The sequence below is a fragment of the Actinoplanes subglobosus genome (assembly GCF_042650585.1).
Classification (GTDB): Bacteria; Actinomycetota; Actinomycetes; order Mycobacteriales; family Micromonosporaceae; genus Actinoplanes; species Actinoplanes subglobosus.
The window spans coordinates 720,495-740,930 of sequence record NZ_JBHSBL010000019.1; the positions used below are offsets into that span (position 1 = coordinate 720,495).

Genomic DNA, 20,436 nt, shown 5'->3' on the forward strand with positions numbered 1-20,436 from the left:
TGCTACGCCGGCGCGCTGTCGGCGGTGGACGCGTTGTCGACGGCGAGGAGCTTGCCGCTGTGCCGGTTGAAGATCTTGAAGGTGGGCCGGCTCCACACCTGGAACTCGCTGAGCCCCCAGCCGACGCCGCCGCCCCGGTTGGGCCCGAGCACCCGCAGCCGCGACGTGGTGACCGGCGCGAACGTGTGCCGGGTGAGTCCGTTCGCCGCCGGCGACGCCCCGGTCACGACGGTCCGCCACTCGCGCCGGTCCAGTACTGCAGCTGGTAGCCGGTCGGTACCCGCACTCCCCCGCCGTCGTCGTAGAAGTACAGCCGCACGTCGTCGACGGTCACCGGCCGCCCGAGGTCGACGCCGGCGTGGTCACTGGCGTTCGGTGAACTGTAGGAGGTCCAGCGGGTGTTCTGCGGGACGTTGTTCTCGAAGATGTTGCCGTCGATGATCCGCCAGGCGTTGTCGACGGTGAACGTGTAGGAAGCGAACGGCTGCGTGGACCCGTTGCCATGCCGCTGCGGGTTGGCGGCGACATTGACCCGTTCCCCGGGCGGCTGCGTCACCGGATTCCCGACAGCCGCGCTTCCCACTGGCTCCACTCCAGATCTTGACCGAATCACCACCGCTTCCGGTGGCATACTGGCCAAGATCGCCAGCGCGGCGGCGCCGCGGGCGCGACCGCAAACACGACACCAACCACCACGAGGATCTTGACCGAATCACCACCGCTTCCGGTGGAAACCGGGTCAAGATCACCAGCGCGGCGGCGCCGCAGGCGCGACCGCCGACACCACACCAACTACCACGCGAATCTTGACCGAATCACCACCGCATCCGGTGGAAACCGGGTCAAGATCGGCGGGGCGGCGGGATGCCGCACCGGCCGGAGGCTGGACGGAACCATGCGCGGTGGTCGGGCTTCGGCCGTCAGCTGAGGTCAGCGCGGGGCCATGGCTACCTGGGCGATCGGCCCGCAGTTCGGCGAGGTCCGGGCAGCGTCAGGGCTGCGTGTTCACCAGGCGACGGCGACAGCGTCAGGATTGCGTGCTCACCAGGCGACGGCGACAGCGTCAGGATTGCGTGCTCGCCAGGCGACGGCGTCAGGATTGCGTGTTCGCCAGGCGACGGCGTCAGGATTGCGTTTTCGCCAGGTGGAGGCGATGGCGGCGGCGCATGATCAGCCAGGAGATCCAGCCTACGCCGATGATGAAACCGAAGCTGATGATCCGGTAGAGGACCACGGCGGCGATCGCTGTCGCGGTGCTAATGCCTCCGGCGATCAGGCCCAGGATCAGCGCGCTGTCGATGATGCCGAGTCCGCCGGGGACGATCGTGATCGTTCCGGCGGCCATACCGGCGCAGAAGGCGAGCAGCAACTGGGTCGCGTTGATCGGCTCGCCGCTGACCGCCCGCACGCACATCCACAGGCAGACGGCGTCGAGACCCCAGTTGAGGACGGCGAAGACGGCGGCGGCGAGACCGCGACCGGGTGTCAGGCGGGCGGCGCCGAGCTGGCCGACGAAGCCGCGGAAACGGTCCAGGCCATGATCGGCGGGCCGGCTGCGGAACCGGTTGATCCGGGCGAGGACGGCGCGGGCCGGCGGATCCACGATCGACGGGTTCAGGCTGATCCGCTGGACGCCGACGACCAGCAGGACGATGACCGCGCCGAGGCCGGCCAGGCTCACCCAGTGGGTCTCGCCGTCGGAGGCGAGCGCACTGACCGCGGTGACGACGGCGAGGGCGGTGGTGGACAGGATGCCGGACAGCGCGATCGTCCAGGACGCCACCGCCGGCGTGGCGCCGAAGCGGCGTAGCTGCTGGTAGTTGAAGCTGGTCGAGAACGCCGGGCCGCCGGGCAGCGTCTCGTTGAGGGAATGCGCGGCGTAGGCGAGGGCGACGTTGCGGTAGAGCGGCACCCGAAGCCCGGCGGAACGCAGCAGGGTGTGTTGCATCCGCGCATACATGCCCATGGCGGCGAGTTCGGCGGCGACCGCCGCGGCGAGCCAGCCGGGATCCGGGGCCTCCAACTGTCCCAGCGCCGAGGCTAGCGACGGCCAGCCCAGGACGAGCTCGACCGCGAACAGGACGATCAGCGCCGCCACCGCGACACGCCGCACCCACCGGCGCCACTGGGCGACCGGGGCGACGCGCTCGGCGGACAGAGTCATGCTCTCTGGATCGGCGGGCACGACGGCCGGTTGACGAATCGTCGCTTCGCTGATTCGGGCCATGCACTGACGGTAAAGCGAACGTTCGTTCTCCACAAGAGTGCGCCACACCACGGCCGCCGGATCCCGCGCCGCGGTGGCCACGCGCCGGGCCCGGCATCCGCGGCTCGAATCGGACCACATCTCACCCCGCGCCTTGACGGCGGCGGCGAACCGGGCGCGACGGGGCGGGTCAGGCGGGCACTCGCCACGCCGCCAATGCCGGCAAGGCGGGTCAGACCGGCGGGCCTGCGGGTCAGGCGAGCACACGCCACGCCGCAATCCCGCCAGGGCGGGTCAGACCGGCGGGCCTGCGGGTCAGGCGAGCACACGCCACGCCGCAATCCCGCCAGGGCGGGTCAGGCCGGCGGGCCTGCGGGTTCGGGCGGGCACTCGCCACGCTGCCAGTCGCGGCGGGCCTCGGCGGCGGTGAGCAGTGCTCGTACCACCGGGAGGGCTTTTTCGGCGGCCGAGCGGCCGGCGTCCTCGAACTCGGGGATGCGGGACAGTTCCCAGAACGCGTAGGCGTCGACGTCCGGCTTGAGGACCAGGTCGGCGTCCTCCTCCAGGGAATCCCTGCCGCCGGGCTGCAACGTGCTGACCGCGACCATGATGTGCAGCACCGTCGTCGGCGGGCGGCGTGGCAGCGGGCCCGAGACGTCGACCGCGATCACGATGTCGGCGCCCATCTCCCGGGCCAGTGCGGCCGGCACCATGGTCACCAGGCCGCCGTCGACGAGGAGATGACCGTCACGCTCGACCGGTGAGAACACGCCGGGGATGGCGGCGCTGGCCAGGACCGCGCTGGCCACCGGGCCGGAGCGCATCACCACCTCACGGCCGGTGGTCAGGTCGCACGCGACGGCGGCGAACGGCACGTCCAGGTCGTCGAAGTCGACGCCGTCGAGCGCGGCCTCCAGGAACAGCCCGAGTTTCGACGTCTCGAAGAGCGCTTTACGGGTACGCCCAGGCCGCACCAGCCGGGCCCATCGCAGCGTCTGTGCCAGTTTGGCGATGTCGGCGGGGCTCATGCCGTGCGCGTACAGCGCGCCGACGAGCGCACCCGCGCTGGTGCCGGTGATGACGGCGGGTCGCAGGCCGGCGCGGTCGAGGACATCGAGGACACCGATGTGCGCCGCGCCGCGCACCGCACCGCCGCCGAGGGCGAGGCCGATCCGGATCGGGGGGATGTCGTTCTCCACGCTGCCAGGCTAGAACTCCTCGGCGGATTCTCCGCAGGTCAGCGACGTACGTCTCAGCGCAGGGCCCGCACCGGCGAGACAATCAGGACCAGCAGGCTGATCGCCACCGGGATCGTCAATGCCGCATATGCCACGGATACCCCGTACGCGTCGGCGAGGAACCCGCCCAGCGCGGCACCGACCGGTGTGCCGCCCCAGGCGATCATGCGGCCGGTGGTGTTGACCCGCCCCTGGAGTTCGTCGGGGGTGAGCCGCTGGCGGACCGTGATTCCGTTGGTGATGGCACTGGCACTGGCGAAGTCGCACACCGCCCACACCAGAACGGCGGCCGCGAGGTGCCGGGTGGTGGCGAGCGCGCCGAGGGCGAGCAGGAACAGCAGGTATCCGGCGATGGAGAGCCGGCCGGTGCCGAGGATCCGGCTCAGCCAGGGCAGGGCGAGCGCCGCGAGCAGGGCGCCCGCCGCGGCGGCGGTGTAGAGCAGGCCGATCCGCTGGTCGCCGGCGCCGAGGCCGAGTTGTTCGCGGGCGTGCACGACGAGCAGGGCGAGGGCGCCACCGGCCGCGGTGGACAGGCCGAACCCGGTGAGGCTCAGCGTCCGGATCACCGGCTGCCGCCACAGGTAGGACAGTCCGTCGAGGATGTCGGCGCGCAGGGACCGGCGGACGGCCGGTGCCGCCGGACCGGCGAGGGCGGCGCCGCCGACCCGCAGGAGCAGGAGCATCGACACCACGTAGGTGAGGGCGTCGGCGACCAGGACGACACCCGGGTCAGACACGGTGGCGGCCACGCCGGCCAGCGCGGGTACGGCGATGCCGGTGACCGTGGCGGTGGCCCAGATCAGGCTGTTGGCGCTGGTCAGGCGGTCCCGGCCGGTGATTCGGGTGAGCGCCCCCCAGGCCGCGGCGTCGAACCAGCAGAACGCGAACCCGATCGCGGCGGCGACCGCGACGATGTGGACACCGGTGAGGACGCCGCAGGCCTCGGCGATCGGGGCGGAGAGCACCACGGTGGCGGCGAGGCACTCGGCGGCGATCATCAGCGGTAGCCGGGGGACGCGGTCGGCGACGGCGCCGGCGAAGAGCCCGAACAGGAGGTACGGCAACGACTCGGCCGCCGCGACCAGGCCGGTGAGGGTCGCCGAGCCGGTCTCCCGGTAGGCGAGCAGGGGCAGCGCGACGGCCGTCGCGGCGGTGCCGGCGTAGCTGATAGAGCGGGCCAGGTACCAGTAGCGGAACGTCTGGTCGCGGAGCAGGGTGCCGGGCATGTGCCCATCTTGTTGGAAACGGTTTTCATTGTAAAGTGCTGGCGTGCTGACAGCGCTGCCGTCCATTCGTGACGCCCCTACACCTCTTCCGCCGACCGTCGCGCCGCGTGGCCGTACCGCCGCCGTGTTCTTCGCTCTTGTGGTCCTGATCCCCGTCGTGCTGGTCGCGGCCGTGGGCACCGGATCGGTCCCGATCCCGCCGGGTGAGGTCTGGTCGGTGGTCGTCGCGCACCTGACCGGCGCTCCCCCGGCCGATCCGCTCGCCGACCAGATCATCTGGCAGGTCCGGATGCCCCGGGTGCTGCTGGCGTTCCTGGTCGGTGCGGGGCTGGCAGTGGCCGGAGCGGTGCTGCAGGTGGTGGTCCGCAATCCGCTGGCCGACCCGTACGTCCTCGGGGTCTCCTCCGGCGCCTCGCTGGCCGCCGTGGCCGTGCTGACGCTGGGCGGGACGGCGGGTGCGGGTCTCGGTGCCGCGATCGGCGTCTCCGGCGCGGCCTTCGCCGGAGCGGTGCTGACCCTGCTGCTGGTGCTGGCCCTCGGCCGCCACCAGGGCGGGTTGCATCCGTCGCGGCTGCTGCTGGCCGGTGTCGCGCTGTCCTATCTGTTCCAGGCCGGCACCACGTTCCTGCAGCTGCGGGTGAGCAGCAATCAGCTCGCCGCGGTGCTGTTCTGGCTGCTCGGCACGGTCGGCGGCGCCGAGTGGACCGAGCTGCTGGTGCCGCTGGCACTGGTCACCGCCGCGATGTTGTGGCTGCTCGGGCAGGCGCGCCGGCTCAACGCCCTGCACCTGGGCGACGACGCGGCGACCTCGCTCGGCGTCGACGTGCACCGGCTGCGATGGTGGCTGCTCGCCGTCGCCGCCGCGCTCACCGCGGCGGTGATCGCGGTGGCCGGCGGGGTGGGCTTCGTCGGGCTGGTGGCGCCACACGCCGTACGCATGCTGATCGGTCCGGACCACCGCCGCCTGCTGCCGGCCGCCGCCCTGACCGGCGGATTGTTCCTGGTGGTTGCCGATCTGCTGGGCCGGATCGTGGTCGCCCCGCTGGAGCTGCCGCTCGGTGTCGTCACCGCCGTGGCCGGGGTGCCGTTCTTCCTGATCCTGCTGCGGCGCAACGGTGGTGCGGCGTGACCGGGTCGCCGCTCGGCCTGACCGGCGTGGGGGTGCGCCTCGGTGTCAGCCGGGTGGTCCGTGACGTCACCCTGGACTGTCCCGCCGGTTCGTTCGTGGGACTGCTCGGCCCCAACGGCAGCGGCAAGTCGTCGCTGCTGCGCGCCGTCTATCGCGCTCTGCCGGCCGACACCGGGACCGTGCTGCTGGACGGCCGTGACCTGCTGCGCGACCTGTCCGCGCGGGAGGCCGCCCAGCGGGTGGCGGTGCTGGCCCAGGAGCCGGGACACGAGGTCGGGTTCACCGTCGCCGAGATGGTCGCGGCGGGCCGGACTCCGCACCACGGGGCGTGGGGGCGCTGGTCCGGCGACGACCGCACGATCGTCGAGCGGACGATCGCGACGGTGGGCCTGTCCGGTCACGGGCACCGCCGGTTCGACGCGCTGTCCGGCGGGGAGAAGCAGCGGGTCCTGCTGGCCCGCGCGCTCGCCCAGCAGCCCTCGGTGCTGATCCTCGACGAGCCGACCAACCACCTCGACATCGGCACCCAGCTGGCGCTGCTCGCGCTGGTCCGCGGCCTGGGCGTCACGGTGCTGGCCGCCCTGCACGACCTGAATCTCGCCGCCGCCTACTGCGACCGCCTCCACCTGCTGCATCACGGCGAGACGGTCGCCGGCGGAACGCCCGGCGAGGTGCTGACCCCCGCGGCGATCGCCCGGGTCTTCGGGGTCACCGCGCACCGGATCGCCCATCCGGAGACCGGCCGCCCCCACCTCATCTTCAGTCACCCATCATCCCGAGAGGACCTTTCATGAGATCGATCCGGTACGCCGCACTGGCCCTGACCACGATGACCGCCCTGGCCGGATGTGGCACCGCCACGGCCACCGCCGAGCCCGGGCCGGCCACCTCGGCGGCCGGTTTCCCGGTGGACGTCACCAACTGCGGCCGGACCCTGCACTTCGAGGAGCCACCGTCGCGGATCGTGTCCGGCTGGGCGTCGAGCACCGAGCTGCTGCAGGCCCTGGGCGCCGGCGACGCGCTGGCCGGGCAGTACAACACCGCGAGCGGCCAGGTGCCCGGCGTGCCGGTGATCGGCGAGAACGCACCCGGCCGGGAACAGCTGCTCGCCGCCCGCCCGCAGCTGATCTGGGCCGACGGCGCCTACCTGTTCGACGGCAAGCAGCTGCCGACCATCGACGACCTGGCGCGGCAGGGCATCCAGGTGATGATCCTCAGTGGGTTCTGCACCGACGACGCGACGAAGGCCACGGTCCGCGACGTCGACACCGACCTGGACGCGCTGGGCCGGATCCTGGGCCGCCCGGAGCAGGCCGGCCGGCTGCGTGCGCAGGTGGACGCGCGGCTGACCGCGGTCGCCGGCCGGGTCGGCGACGGGCCGGCGACGCCGGTGGCGTTCCTGAGCACCTTCGACGGGCAGTTCTACACGTACGAGGGCGTCTACAGCGACATCGCCCGTCTCGCCGGGGCCACCAACGTCTACAGCGGAGTGCTGCCGGCCGGCTCCTACTTCGCGCAGATGTCGGTGGAGGACATCGCCGGCCGCGATCCGGGCACCGTGGTCTACCTGCTGGGCGCCGGGGAGTCCGAGGAGGCGGCCCGTGCCGGGCTGAGCCGGTCGCTGCCCACGGTCACGGCCGTCCGGGAGGGTCGCGTGGTGTTCCTGTCGCAGAGCGGGACGACGAACCTGGCCGGTGTCGCCTCGGTGGAGAAACTGGCGGCCGCACTGCATCCGTGAGGGCTTGCCAAGCCCATCGACGGACACCTAGAGTCTCTTAATGAAAACGGAAGTCGTTTTCATTAACGAAGGGAGTAGTCATGAGCATCAGCTTCGAGACCATCCGTGAGGCGGAGCCGCTGCGCGCCCTGCAGGGGCCCGGCACCAACGCCCTCGTCCACAGCGCCTTCGCCTTCGAGACGGTGAAGGAGCAGGAGCCGCTGCGCGCCCTGCAGGGCCCGGGCACCAACGCCCTGGTCCAGAGCCCGTTCGCCTACCAGGCCTGATCCACGTTCGACGCCGGCGCTCCCGCACACCGCGGGGGCGCCGGCCCGGCCCAGAAAGGGGACGGCCGTGCAGCACACCGCCGGACCACCCCGGCTGACCCCGGGCTGCCACCTCTACGAAGGACCCGACGGGGTGTGGCGCTACTACCTGCCGGGCGACCGGTTCGTCCGGATCACTGCCCCCGCCGATCTGATCGGGCCCGCCCAGCGCCTGCTGCACGGCCGGCCCGGCACCGAGCTGCCGGCCGGCGCCACCGAGCTGCTGACCGCCCTCGACGGGCAGGGCATCCTCGCCGCCGAGGAGCCCGCGCCACGACGGGGCCGGATCCAGGTGCACGGTGACGGCCCGATCGCCGAGCAGGTCACCCGGCTCCTCTCCGCCGCGCACGATATCGTCGACCCGGCCGCCGGGCTCACCGCGGACGTCGACGTGGTGGTCTGCTGCGCCGGCTGGCTCCCCGACAGCGCCTGGCGCACCCTCGACGCGACCTGCGCCGGCCTCGGCGTGGCCTGGCACGGCTGCTACGCCGAGGGCACCCGGTGGTTCGCCGGGCCGATGGCCGTGCCCGGGCTCACCGCCGGATACCGCGACACCCGCGCCCGGCGGCTCGGGGCGTGCGGCGTCCCGCAGGAGCTGCTCGGCTACTGGTCCTACCTGGATCGCGGCGAGGACCTGCCGCCGGTCCCCCGGCCCGGCCCGGGTGTCGCCGCGATCGTCGCCGGCGTTCTCGTCGCCGACGTCGAGGCGTTCCTGCGGGACGGCCGGCCCGCCGCCTCCGGCCGCCAGCTGGAGATCGATCCGGCCGACCTGAGCGTCACCGCGCATCCGGTCCTGCCGCTGCCGTTCCCGGCCGGTGCCGCGTGAAAGCGGGCATCCGGCTGACCGCGGCCGACGGCATCGGGCTCGTCGCCGACGCCTACCCGCCGGCCACCGGGCGGCCCGGTCCGGTGGTGGTGACCCGCACGCCGTACGACCGGGCCGCCCACCGCAGTGAGGGGTTCGGCTGGGCGCGCAACGGCTTCGGCTACGTCGTGCAGGACGTGCGCGGGCGCTACGGCTCCGACGGTGTCTGGGAGCCCTACCGGCACGAGCGCGACGACGGCACGGCCCTGGTCGACTGGGTTCTGCGCCAGCCGTGGTGCGACGGGCGGGTCGTCGCGCTCGGTGGGTCGTACAGCGCGTACACCGCCTGGGCCATGGCCGTCTCGCGGCCCGCCGCCGTCCGCGCGGTGATCAGTTTCGGCGCCGCCATGGATCTGGCCCGGGTCAAATTCGACCGCTCCGGGATCCTGCGGCTGGCCGAGCACGCCACCTGGTGGGCCGAGCGCGCCGAGGCCCGCACCAGCCGGACCGGCCTGGCCGCCGAGATGTTCGCGCACCAGCCCGGCCTGATCCGCCACCTGCCCGTCGCCGAGCTGGAACAGCTGATGTGGCCGGAGCTGACCCGGTGGACCGAGGTGATCGACAACGGACCCGATCACGTCGGCTCCGAGACGATCACCGACGCCGAGCTGGCCACTCTGGACGCGGCGACGCTGCACATCGGCGGGTGGTACGACCTGCTGCTCGACGAGACCCTGCACCAGTGGCACACCACCGGACCGAACCGTTCGCTGCTGATCGGCCCGTGGGACCACGAGCTCGGCCACGCCACCACCACCGTCGTCGGCCACCGCGACCACGGCCCGGACTCCCGCATCCGCATCGGCGACGTCCTGCTGAACTGGCTGCACACCGCCCTCGCCGGGGACCGGCCGAGCCCCGCCGCCCGCGTCTTCGTCATCGGTCACGGCTGGACCGACCACCCCACCTGGCCACCGCCGACGACCCCGCGGACGTGGTACGCCCACAGCGACGGCACCCTCGACCACCACCACGGCACGGCCGCGACGACCCTGAAGCACGACCCGGCCGACCCGTACCCGTCCGCCGACCCCGGCGCCGACCGGTCCGCCCTGCTGCGCCGCCGCGACGACGCCGCCCGCTTCGTCACCGCGCCCCTCACCGTCGGTGTCACCATCGCCGGCCGCCCGGCCCTGACGGTCGACAGTGACGGCGACGGCGACATCGTGGCCCGGCTCCTCGAGGTGGCCGCCGACGGCACCGCGATCGCCGTCAGCCAGGGCGCCGGCACCCTCTTCGACGAGACCGCGGTGCACGTCCCGGCCGGATCCCGCCTGATGCTGGAGGTGACCGGTGGCGACTTCCCGCTGCTGGCCCGATACCTCGCCGACGACCGTTACCACGGCACCGACACCACGCCCACGCAGCGCCACCTGCACCGGCTCACCCTGACCCTGCCGCTGCTGGAGGACTCGTGAACGTGCTCGTCGACCCGCGCCTGGGCCTGCTGACCGCGGTCCGCCGCCAGCCACCACAACCGGGCATCCCACCCGGCTGGATCGGGTACGGCGCGCACGTCGCCGCCACCGACCGGTACGACGAGCACACCGTCGACCGGTACGGGTTCGGTGCCGCGCTCGGCGACCACGACCGGGCCCGCCGTGCCGCGATCGGTGAGGCCGTCGAACGCTACTGCGGCAACATCGTCCCGCCCGGCCTGCGCACCGCCTCCTACCGGGAACTGCGAGACTCCGGCGCGAACGCGATCGACCCGGCCCGGCTGGCGCTGTACAGCGACGCCCAGTACGCGCTGCCCGGATTCCCGTTCACCGCCTTCCACGGTGACCTGCGGGTCGCCTGGGTGCCCGGCACCGACCTGCACAGCGGCGATCCGGTCCTGGTCCCGGCGTCGCTGGCCTACCTCAACTACCACGTCGGCGCGCGTCGCGGTGAGCCGGCCACGAACGCCCTGTCCTATGCCGGCATCGCCACCGGGACGGATCGTGAGCACGCCGAGCGCTTCGCCCTGGAGGAGCTGTTCGAACGCGACGCCACCACCCTGTGGTGGGCCGGTGATGACGCGGCGCCGCTGGTCGCCGACGCGGACGGGCTGGTCGCACGCCTCGACGACCCGGAGGCCGACGACCGTACCGTGCTGATCCGTCAGGTGCCGTCGCCGTTCGGTGTGCCGGTCATGACCGCGTTCCTCACCGACCACCGGCACCGGGTCATCGCCTTCGGCAGCGCCTGCCGCGCCGATCCCCGGCAGGCCGCGACGAAGGCGCTGGTCGAGGCGTTCGGGCTGTACGCGGTGACCCGCAAACTGCTCGACCCGGACTCCGACGTCTGGTACGCCGTCCGCGAGGGAGCCGTTCCCGGGCATGTGTTCCGCCCCTATCGCGCCGACCGCTCCTACCGGGACGCGTTCCGCGACGACTGGCGCGACCTGGTCGACCTGCCGGCGATCGCCCAGCTCTACCTGGACCCGCGCATGCAGGGCGCACCACTGGACCGGCTCCGTGACGACAGTACGACGACCACCTTCGACCGGATCCCGGCCGTGCCCGACGACCGGGCCCGCGACACCTACCTGCGACGCCTCGCCGGTGCCGGGCTGACCGCCGTCTCGGTGGACCTCACCACCTCCGACGTCGCCGCGGCCGGGCTGCGGGTGGTCCGGGTACTCGTCCCCGGCCTGTACGGCAACTCGCCGCCCGCGTTCCCGCTGCTCGGCGGCGACCGTCTGCCCTCCGGCGCGCACACCGGCCGGCCCCCGATCCCGCTGGCCTGAAAGGCACCTCGATGCGCACCGACCTGCTCACCGGCCACCGGACCGGCATCATCCGGCGACTGACCCGGCGGGCCACCCCGGCGCACTTCCCGGTGTCGTGGACGATCGTCGACTCCTTCCTCAGCGACACGACGGTGTTCGGGCCGTACCCCGCCGACTCGGCGGGCGCCGGATACGCCTTCGCCGACGAACCGCGCGCGTTCGCGGCGGCCGTCGGCGAGGCGGTCGAACGCTACTGCGGCAACCTCGTCCCGCCCGGCCTGCCGACCGGTCCGGCCACCGAGATCCCGGACGCCGTCGACCCGGCCGGGCTGGCGTTGTTCAGCGCCGCGCAATACGAGCGGGCCGGGTTCCCGTGCCGGCCGTTGACCGCCGACCTGCCGATTCCCTGGGCAAGAGCCACAGACCTCAAGACCGGCGGGGGTACGGCGGTGCCGGCCTCACTGGTCTGGGTCAACCATCCCGGCGGCCCCCTGACCCATCCGGTCGTGCAGGCCGGCCTCGCCACCGGCTCCAGCTTCGACGACGCGGTGTGGTCCGGTCTCTGCGAGGTGGTCGAACGCGACGCCATGACGATGGTCTGGACCGGCCGAGGCACGCTGACCCCGGTGGAGCCGCCACGCCGGGTGCGGCGGCTGGCACGTCCGCCGTTGCACGCCCGCTGGTTCGTTTTCCCGCACGAGACCGGGCTGCCGGTCGTCGGGGCGCTGGTGCGTGACGAGACCACCGGTTACCACGCGCTCGGCATGGGCGCCGGCAGCGATCCGCAGGCGTGCGCGGTGAAGGCTCTCGGAGAGGCGTTGCAGCTGCTCCTGCTGCTCGGCGACTACGACCGGCCGGACTCGGGTTTCGGCCGGGCGGCCGAGGGGGCGGGCAGCCCCCTGAAACCGTGGCGCCCGGCACGCGACTACGCCACCACCTACCGTGCCGACTTCGCCGACGTCGTGGACTACGGCTGTCACCTGCAACTTCATCTCGACCCGGAGATCCAGCGGCGTTTCGAGGCGGAACTCGCCACGGCGACCGGTGACGGCGAACCCGACTGGGATCCGCCCTCCGCCACGGCCGATCTCGTCGATCGGATCGCCGCCACCGGCCACCGGGCCCTCACCGCCGACGTCACCACGGCCGACGTCCGTGCGGCGGGTCTCCATGTGGTTCGCGTCCTGGTCCCCGGCTACTACACCAACGCACCCGCGGGTCTCCCCCTGCTCGGCGGCACCCGCCTGCCGGCCCAGCTGGCCGGCCGCGCCCCACGCCTGCTGCCGCTACCGCACTGACCGATTCAGCCCCGGGTCAGGTGGTCCTGAAGCCGGGCGTGGCGGAACTGCCAGGTCATACCCACCTGCCGGAGCACACCACGCCGGTTCGCGTCCTCCAGAAACCGAACGAGTCGCCACGGCAGGCGACCCGTCGCCGCGAGAAGGCAACGCGCCGCGAAAAAACGCCCCCATGGCAGGAGGATCGTCACACTCACCCCGGCCGCGATGCCGGTTGCCAGACCGGTCCGGACACTCGCGGCGAAGCCGACGGCGGGCTCAACCGCCACGGCCAAGACGCTGCCGAACACGATCACTGACCCGAAACCGGCCGCCATGCCTTGCAGACGCAGTATCTGCAACCAGAAACGAGCATCGAACGACCGACCCCGGACCGGCTTGGCCACACCCGACCAGACCGTGACACCCGCCAGCACCCCGCCGGTAGCAGCGATGAGGCCCACCACACCGGGACGGAGGGGAACGGCGACGAGCAGTCCGAAACCGATGCCCCCACAGGTGTACAGAAAGGTCTCCGCCGCGGTCATCAACCGACGATCCAACGACTCGAACAGAAAGGACGTCCGCAACATCCTTGCACCTGTCCACAGCATCACAGCACAGCAGACACCGAGTCCGATGGCGACGACAAGGGCTCCCACGCTCCCGGACAGCAGAAACGCGACGACGCCCACCGAGGTGCCCATCAGGGCACCCGCTGCGGCGAAAGCAGCGGCCTCGTTGGAATACCGGCGTGCGAGGTAGAGGAGCAGGGACCTACCGTTGACCGCCAGTCCCGCAGTGAGCGCCGTGACGACACCGACTCGAAGACCGGCGACGGCCGAGTTGACCAGAGCCAGCCCTACGGCGATGACCAGTCCCGTTATCGGCCACATCACCGCGAACGGCCGCGAGAACTGCCTCTCGAGCCGCCACCAGACGATGTCCCTGGTCTGTGCTCGATCCAGGGCGCTGGCAAGGGTCGACAGCCATCGCTCGGCCCGCTCGGCCGGAAAGGGCAACAGCGGCTCCGGGTCGTCCGGGCGCGGAGCCGGCCCCGGTGCATACAACGCAGAAATGTATGAGGCGACCAGTTCCTCCTCGACATCCGCGGCACTCGCGAGGTGGGCCAACTCGGCCGGGTCCCGCCCCGAACGGGCGAATGTCGTGCGGGCCAGGTAGATCATCAGAGGCAGCGTCAGCGCCACGGCCAACGGCCCGTCCGGCCTCGCGCGGATCTGGCTCACCACCGTCGCCCACCGTCGGTCACCGTTCTGCTGCCCGGCCGCAAGATACTCACCGATTCTCGCGGCCGGAATCCGATCGATCTGGAGCACGACGGCATGCGGGAGTGGCCCGGTTTCCGAGATCAATTCCTCGTACTCGTCGGTGCGCGACGTCAGCACGAATGGCCCGTCCCGGCCCGCGGCGGTCTTGATGCCGAGCAGCGCCCGGGCTCGTCGCCATTCAGGGACCTCGTCGAGACCGTCCACGATCGGCAGGATCCGCCGCTGATCGATCAGGCGGGTGACGGCCTCCGCCCTGGCTTTCAGTCCGGGATACTCACGGACCAGGTGCTCGGCGAGCCAGATGTTGAAGTGCTGCCTGCCCGGATCCCACAGAGCGGCCGTCACCAGGACCGGCACCGGATCTCCCGGACGGTGGTCCTCCAGCAATTGGCAGGTCAGCAACACGGCCGTCGAGGTCTTTCCCGCGCCCGGCAACCCGACGATCACCATTTGCCGTTGCGGCAGTGACCGCAACTTCCGGGCCATTGTGTTGACATCGCCGTGAGCATTACCGCGGCCTCCCGGCGCGACGCGCCAGGACAGCCGGATCGGCTCCGGGTCGGTGAGCCCACGTGCCAAGGCTTCCGTCTCCCATTGCCGGCGCACCGCCAGCGCCAGGTCCTCCTCGATCCGGGCGACATCGACCGGATCCGATGCCGACAGCCCCATCGAACGCAACGCCACCAAGAGCCCGAGAGCGCCGAAGATCGCACTCACCATGCTGGCGACCTGATCGCCGTGGTCGAGGAACTGGAGTGGTGTGAACACGACGGCAAGCGCCGCTCCGGCCGCCACGGACAGCAGGCAGAGGGCGAGAAGCCACATGACGAACCGGCGCGTGCGCGACATCAAGGTTCGGTTTAGCACACCGAGGTCATGGCGGCGACATGGAGAGGCAGCCCTCGCCGCAAAGGGATCGAGATAGGCCGCGCGCCGGCATGGTGCCACCGACACGCGGCCGATCTGTTTGATCAGGACGGGCTGGTGCCCGCCGCCACCGGGAAGCCGGTGTTGCGGCCGCCGCCGGTGGTGCCGCTCGTCCACAGGGTTCCGGCGGCGCCGTGGAAGGCCACCGTCGTGCCCGCCGAGTTGATGCTCGGGCTGGTGCCGGCCTTCATCGCGTAGCCGAGGTCCCGGCCGTCGCCGCCCGAGGAGCCGACGGTCCACAGGTTGCCGTTGGAGCCCTGGAAACCGACCATGCCGCCGAGGGCGAACGCCGGGCTGGTGCCGGGCTTCATCGGGTAGCCCATGTTGCGGGCGTTGCCGTTCCAGTAGGTGATCCACAGGTAGCCGGTGTTGGCCTGGAACGCGACCTGGATGTCCTGTGCCCCGAAGCTCGGGCTGGTGCCGGGCATCATGCCGAACCCGAGGGCCTTGGTCCCGGACGTGGACCACACCCACAGCAGCCCGGTGTTCGCCTGGAACGCGATCTTCGTACCGTTGGAGTTGGCGCTGGGGCTGGTGCCCTTGGCCATGCCGAGGCCGAGGTTCTGGCCCGAGCCGCCGTCGGTGGTGCGCCACAGGTCGCCGTTGGTCGCCTGGAACGCGATGAACTGGCCGTCGCCGGAGATGCCGGGGCTGGTGCCGGGCATCATCGCGAACCCGAGGTCGACCGCTCCGAAACCGGTGGTGGTCTTCCACAGGTGACCGTTGGTGCCCTGGAAGGCGATCACCCCGTTCCACGACTGGCTGGGGCTGGTGCCCGGCATCACGGCGTGGCCCATGTCGCCGCCGCCGGAGCTGGTGCCGGCGATCCACAGGTCACCGTTGCCACCGTTGAAGGCGACGATCCCGCTCGACGAGACGGCACTCGCCCCGCTCGCGGTACCGGCGACCGCCAGCAGCCCGACGAGGATCCCGGCCAGGAACTTCAGTACAGGATTTCTCACGACGCTCCCCATGTGAGTCCGATGCGCGGCCGCCCCGCGGTGACCGCGTCGACTGCCACCGCAGCAGAACCCGACTTGACGGTCGCTTGACGACTGCTGGAAGCGACGTCAGTACGATGGCGCGCACGTTTCATCGCCGGTGTTCGATGTGGAGGGTCGGTTGCTGTTCCAGGTGCTGGGGCCGCTCGCGGTCGTGGTCGACGAGGAGCCGATCCCGCTGGGGCCGCCTCTCCAGCGCCGGGTGCTGGCGGCACTGCTGCTGCGCCGCAACGAGAATGTCGCACGGCGTACCCTGATCGAGGATGTCTGGTCCGACGACGCCGCGGCGTTCGACGGCTGGGAGCTGGAGGACCGCAAACGCGGGGTTCTCTTCACCTACATCGCCCGCCTGCGGGTGGCGCTCGCGCCGGCGGCCGAGGCGATCGGCCGGGACACCCTTCTGATCACCGAGGACAGCGGCTACCGCCTGGATCTGCCGGACCGGTATGTGGACGAGACGCGGTTCCGCGATCTGGTGCGGCAGGGCCGCGACGCCCTCGACGCGGACCGGCCGGCCGTCGCGGTGCAGCGGCTCGACAGTGCGCTCGCGCTGTGGCGGGGCCGGCCGCTGGGCAGCCTGCACACCGAGGCGTTCGCGCGGGACACCGTCGCCCGGCTGGACGCGGCACGGCTGGAGGCGATGGAGGCGACCGCTGATGCGTTCCAGCGCCTGGATCGCCATCGCGAGCTGCTCAGCGATGTGGGGCTGGGCCGCTGGATCGAGGAGTTCCCGGCGAGCGAGCGGCTGCGGCACGCGCACGTGGTCGCGCTGCACCGCGGCGGGCAGCCGGCGGCGGCGGTCGCGGCGTGCCAGGAGAGCATCGCCGAGCTGCACAAGAACGGATCACACCCCACCCTTCTGTACGCCCTGGCCGACGAGCTGTCCGCACCGGAGTCCGCCCCGCGCCCCGAGCCACAGCTGCCGGCGGATCGGCTCGAAGCGGCGGCGCAGACTCTCGCGAGCATGATCCGCTGGCAGTGGCAGGACGAGGTCGCGCTGCTGCAGTTGTCGGATCCGTACCCGATCCCGGTCCGCTGGAGTGACGGCTCCGCCGACGTCGCCGCCCTCGCGTCGGCCTTCCAGGCACTCGACCGGCGGCGTCTGGTGGCGCTCGGGCCGGCCGGCGCGGGCAAGACGACGCTGGCGGTGATGCTGACCGTGGAGCTGGCGGGCCGCCGTCAGCCGGGCGAGCCGGTGCCGGTGCTGCTGTCGCTGTCGTCCTGGCGGTCCGGGCGGGAACACCTGCACGCCTGGCTGCGCCGGCAGCTCGCCGAGCAGTACCCGGTGCTGCTGGACGCGGCCCGGTTCGGGCCGACCGCCGTCGCGGATCTGGTGGCCGACCGCCGAATCCTGCCGATCCTGGACGGTCTGGACGAGGTGCCGGCGTCGCGGCGTCCGGCGGCGATCCGGGCGATCAACCGGGCGACGCTGGCCGGCGACGGGTTCGTGCTGACGTCCCGGGCGGACGAGTACCGGGCCGCGGTCGCCGACGGTGAGCGGCTCGCCGCCGCGACGATCATCGAGGCTCAGCCGGTACGCCTGCCCGAAGCCGTCGACTACCTGAGGGCCTCGGCCGCTCTCCAGTCCGGCGAACAGCGCTGGGAGCCGGTCTTCGACGCGCTCGCCGGCCATCCGCTCGCCACGGCGCTGACCAGCCCGCTGACGCTGATGCTGGCCCGGCTCGTCTACTCCGGATCCCGCGATCCGGCGGAACTGCTGGACGACGACCGGTTCCCGGACCGGGACGCGATCGAGGGGCACCTGCTCGACGCACTGGTCCCGACGCTGCTCGAACAGGACGCGCACCGCGACGACGAGCAGACCGCCTGGCAGCACCGGACCTTCCGGGAGCAGCTGGTGTTCCTGGCCCGGCACGCGCGCCGCCAGGAGACCCACGACCTGGCGTGGTGGCAGCTGGCCCGGTCGGTGCGGTTCCTGGCCGGGCGTACCGGCCGGGCCGTCACCGCCGCCACGCTGATCATGCTGATCGCGGTCGTCATCGTGATGGTCAAGGACCTGCCCGACTACGTTTCCAAGATCGGGCTGCTGGCGGCTCTGCAGTACTGCTCGCTACAGGCCGTCAAACACGGGCTGGCGTACAGCCTGGGCAGCCTGGCCGCGGCCCTCTGCATCGGCCCGGTCACCAGATCCGGTCGCCGGCGGGTGCTGACCGGGGCACTGCTGGCCGGTGCGGCCGGTGGCGGCACGCTCGGTCTGGTGCAGGGCGTCGGCGCGGCACTCGGCGGCGACTCGGCGGCCGGTGGGGTGGTGACCGGGGTGGCGTACGGCCTGGGGCTGGGTTTCGCCTTCGGTCTCAGCGCGGTGATCGCCGCCGTGCCCACGCCGACCGCCACCGACTTCCGCCTGCGGGGGCGGGGCCGGAGCCTGGCGCGGATGCTCGGCTGGGGTGCCGCCGCCGGTGCGGTCGTCGGGCTGGCGGTCGGCGGCGTCGAGGAGGGTGTGCTGGCGCTGGCCCGCGACGCCGGGGTCGGGTACGACGACGAGCTGGTCCTCGGACTGCTGCCCGGTCTCGTGTTCGGCCTGGTGGTGGGGCCGGCGTCGGCGCTGATCCACTGGTCCCGCAAGCCGATCGTGGTCGAGGAGGCGCACGATCTGCGGTCGACGCTGGCGGTGGACCGCCGCCAGTACCTCACCCTGCTGGCCATGGTCACCGTCACCATCGTGGTCGCCTTCACGCTGGGCGCGCTGGTCTCCCTCGATCAGAGCGTCCCGGACACCGTGGCGCACGGGGTCAGCGCCGGTCTGGGCGGGGCGTTCGTGCTGGCGGTGGCGTTCGGGTTCACCGCGGCCTGGCCCCGCTATCAGGCCGCCCGGGTGTGGCTGACACTGCGCCGGAGACTGCCGTGGAACGTGCCGGGATTCCTGGCCGAGGCGCACCGGATCGGCGTGTTGCGACGGCACGGCGCCGTCTACCAGTTCCGGCACGTGCGGCTGCGGGACCGGCTCGCCGACGCCGGCGAGCGCTGAGGCGGCCACCCGGCCTGCTGTGAGAAGGGGAACTGCGGCCTCATTTTTACCAAACGTTCGGTAATATCGAGTCCGTCGGGCGCTGTCGTCAGCACCCCCTCGGACAGGGAGGGCACCATGTCGGATTCCGCGGTCTTTCACTGGGGCGAGCGGGAGGCGCAGGGCCGGGCCGGTTTCATTGAACGGGCCACGGCAGTCTCCCGGATGGTCCGGTCCTCGCTCCCCGGCGGCGCGGCCACCTTCCTGACGCACCAGAACCTGCTGGTCACCGGCGGGCAGGACGACGACGGAAGGCCCTGGGCCTCGATGTTCACCGGCCCCCGGGGCTTCGTCAGCGCCCTCGATGACGAGACCGTTCAGGTGCTGGCGCGACTCGCGCCCGACGATCCGGTCGAGCCGATGACCCGCCGCGAGGGCCGGCTGGGCATGCTCGCCATCGACCTGGAGACGAGGATCCGTCTCCGGATGAACGGCACCGCGACCCCACTGCGGGACGGCCTCCGGCTCACCATCGAGCAGAGTTTTCCCAACTGCCCCAAGTACATCCAGAAACGCAGCGTCACCGGGTGGCGAAACACCGAAGACCAAGGATCCTTCGGGGGTACGAGGACAGGCGCCCTCACCGGACAGATGACCGATCTGATCGCCCGAGCCGACACCTTCTTCGTGGCCACGGCGTCGGACACCGGTGATCCCGACGTCTCGCACCGCGGCGGCGACCCCGGATTCGTCACCCTGTCGTCGCCGACCCGTTTGAGCTGGCCCGACTACGCCGGCAACAACATGCTGATGACGCTGGGCAACATCATCGAGAACCCGCGAACCGCCCTGCTGTTCGTCGACTGGACGGACGGCACAGCCCTGCACCTGACCGGCCACGCCGCGATCCACTGGCCGGAGACCTCGACCGGGACCCGCTCGGTGTCCTTCGAGATCGAGGAGGCCGCCCACCGGCCGAGGGCGCTGACCGCCACCTGGTCCGCACCCATCATGTCCCGCTTCAACCCACCCGTGGCCGCCCGAGCCACGCCACCCACTCCCCCGCACCGACTCGAAATCGACCGATCGAAGGGTCGCGTCCGCTGGCACGCCATCGGTGGCCCGGCTGGCCGGCGCTGATCGAGGTCCGCCGCGCTGGCAATCCGGGAGGGTGAGTCCGATTTGTCGCCATGGCCAGCCGATAGCCTGGGCCACGACCGGAGGTCCGGTCTCCGAAAGCTGTCCACCAGCGAGGGCTCGGCCCAGAAGTGCGAAAGTCGAGTCCTCGCGACACGCAATGTCGCGCAGTCAGTGGATTTCGGGGATCGGCAACACTCAGTCGGCGATAGCCCGGTTGGCCGGCCGATCTTGGCCGCTACACCACCCTCGAGTTTCGCCGTTTCGGAACCGCGGCTCAGCAGGTCAGAGCCATTTCCGGACGGATCTTGCAGTCCGCCTGGTCGGGTCGAGCCCAGGAATCTCTACGCGATCAACGCGAAGCGGTGTGACCGGGTCCGGTGCCTGAAGAGCTTCCCATGCAGGGGACTGCCACTC

The 20,436-nt window shown here is 71.9% G+C and carries 16 protein-coding genes and 1 pseudogene; 10 read left to right on the plus strand and 7 right to left on the minus strand.

What is annotated here, in order from left to right; genetic code table 11:
- Nucleotides 1-2: 2 nt before the first annotated feature.
- From ACFO0C_RS28775 to ACFO0C_RS28795, 5 genes are all read right to left on the minus strand, one after another.
- Entirely contained in the window at nucleotides 3-227 is a 225-nt protein-coding gene (locus tag ACFO0C_RS28775) for a hypothetical protein (protein WP_378069828.1), read from the minus strand.
- Nucleotides 224-556, minus strand: a complete 333-nt coding sequence (locus ACFO0C_RS28780; protein WP_378069829.1) for a galactose-binding domain-containing protein — start codon at nucleotides 554-556, stop codon at nucleotides 224-226. Before ACFO0C_RS28780 ends, ACFO0C_RS28775 begins: the two co-directional genes overlap by 4 nt.
- 567 nt (nucleotides 557-1,123) lie before the next feature.
- Entirely contained in the window at nucleotides 1,124-2,164 is a 1,041-nt protein-coding gene (locus ACFO0C_RS28785; RefSeq protein ID WP_378069830.1) for a lysylphosphatidylglycerol synthase transmembrane domain-containing protein, read from the minus strand.
- A gap of 398 nt (nucleotides 2,165-2,562) precedes the next feature.
- Entirely contained in the window at nucleotides 2,563-3,405 is an 843-nt protein-coding gene (locus ACFO0C_RS28790; protein ID WP_378069831.1) for a patatin-like phospholipase family protein, read from the minus strand.
- A gap of 53 nt (nucleotides 3,406-3,458) precedes the next feature.
- Entirely contained in the window at nucleotides 3,459-4,670 is a 1,212-nt protein-coding gene (locus ACFO0C_RS28795) for an MFS transporter (RefSeq protein WP_378069832.1), read from the minus strand.
- 43 nt (nucleotides 4,671-4,713) lie between these two features.
- On the opposite strand from ACFO0C_RS28795, the gene ACFO0C_RS28800 reads away from it, so the two are divergent.
- The 8 genes from ACFO0C_RS28800 to ACFO0C_RS28835 all read left to right on the plus strand — a co-directional run bounded on the left by ACFO0C_RS28800 (nucleotide 4,714) and on the right by ACFO0C_RS28835 (nucleotide 12,718).
- Entirely contained in the window at nucleotides 4,714-5,799 is a 1,086-nt protein-coding gene (locus ACFO0C_RS28800; protein WP_378069833.1) for a FecCD family ABC transporter permease, read from the plus strand.
- Nucleotides 5,796-6,593 carry an ABC transporter ATP-binding protein gene (locus ACFO0C_RS28805; protein ID WP_378069834.1) on the plus strand — a complete coding sequence of 266 codons (798 nt, stop codon included), beginning with the start codon at nucleotides 5,796-5,798 and terminating at the stop codon, nucleotides 6,591-6,593. The genes ACFO0C_RS28800 and ACFO0C_RS28805 overlap by 4 nt, the downstream gene beginning before the upstream one ends.
- Nucleotides 6,590-7,537, plus strand: coding sequence for an ABC transporter substrate-binding protein (locus ACFO0C_RS28810; protein WP_378069835.1), 948 nt, complete (start codon nucleotides 6,590-6,592; stop codon nucleotides 7,535-7,537). The genes ACFO0C_RS28805 and ACFO0C_RS28810 overlap by 4 nt, the downstream gene beginning before the upstream one ends.
- An 80-nt stretch (nucleotides 7,538-7,617) precedes the next feature.
- Nucleotides 7,618-7,803, plus strand: a complete 186-nt coding sequence (locus tag ACFO0C_RS28815; protein ID WP_378069836.1) for a streptamidine-related RiPP repeat protein — start codon at nucleotides 7,618-7,620, stop codon at nucleotides 7,801-7,803.
- A gap of 67 nt (nucleotides 7,804-7,870) precedes the next feature.
- A complete protein-coding gene (locus ACFO0C_RS28820) occupies nucleotides 7,871-8,668 on the plus strand; it encodes a hypothetical protein (protein ID WP_378069837.1) in 798 nt (265 codons plus the stop codon).
- Nucleotides 8,665-10,125, plus strand: a complete 1,461-nt coding sequence (locus ACFO0C_RS28825; RefSeq protein WP_378069838.1) for a CocE/NonD family hydrolase — start codon at nucleotides 8,665-8,667, stop codon at nucleotides 10,123-10,125. Before ACFO0C_RS28820 ends, ACFO0C_RS28825 begins: the two co-directional genes overlap by 4 nt.
- On the plus strand, nucleotides 10,122-11,438 hold the full coding sequence (locus tag ACFO0C_RS28830) for a YcaO-like family protein (protein ID WP_378069839.1): 1,317 nt from the start codon (nucleotides 10,122-10,124) through the stop codon (nucleotides 11,436-11,438). Before ACFO0C_RS28825 ends, ACFO0C_RS28830 begins: the two co-directional genes overlap by 4 nt.
- Before the next feature lie 11 nt (nucleotides 11,439-11,449).
- Nucleotides 11,450-12,718, plus strand: coding sequence for a YcaO-like family protein (locus tag ACFO0C_RS28835; RefSeq protein ID WP_378069840.1), 1,269 nt, complete (start codon nucleotides 11,450-11,452; stop codon nucleotides 12,716-12,718).
- A gap of 5 nt (nucleotides 12,719-12,723) precedes the next feature.
- Here the strand turns inward: ACFO0C_RS28835 and ACFO0C_RS28840 are convergent, their stop codons facing one another.
- Nucleotides 12,724-14,835, minus strand: coding sequence for an NACHT domain-containing protein (locus tag ACFO0C_RS28840; RefSeq protein WP_378069841.1), 2,112 nt, complete (start codon nucleotides 14,833-14,835; stop codon nucleotides 12,724-12,726).
- 122 nt (nucleotides 14,836-14,957) lie between these two features.
- The gene (locus ACFO0C_RS28845; protein WP_378069842.1) at nucleotides 14,958-15,875 is read right to left on the minus strand and encodes a hypothetical protein; all 918 of its coding nucleotides are present in this window, start codon (nucleotides 15,873-15,875) and stop codon (nucleotides 14,958-14,960) included.
- Between the two features lie 487 nt (nucleotides 15,876-16,362).
- Between ACFO0C_RS28845 and ACFO0C_RS28850 the strand changes: the two are divergent.
- Together ACFO0C_RS28850 and ACFO0C_RS28855 are read left to right on the plus strand one after the other, a co-directional pair.
- Nucleotides 16,363-17,421, plus strand: a pseudogene (locus tag ACFO0C_RS28850) (BTAD domain-containing putative transcriptional regulator); the annotation flags it as partial.
- Nucleotides 17,422-19,020: 1,599 nt separating this feature from the next.
- Entirely contained in the window at nucleotides 19,021-20,022 is a 1,002-nt protein-coding gene (locus ACFO0C_RS28855) for a pyridoxamine 5'-phosphate oxidase family protein (RefSeq protein ID WP_378069843.1), read from the plus strand.
- Nucleotides 20,023-20,436 lie beyond the last annotated feature (414 nt).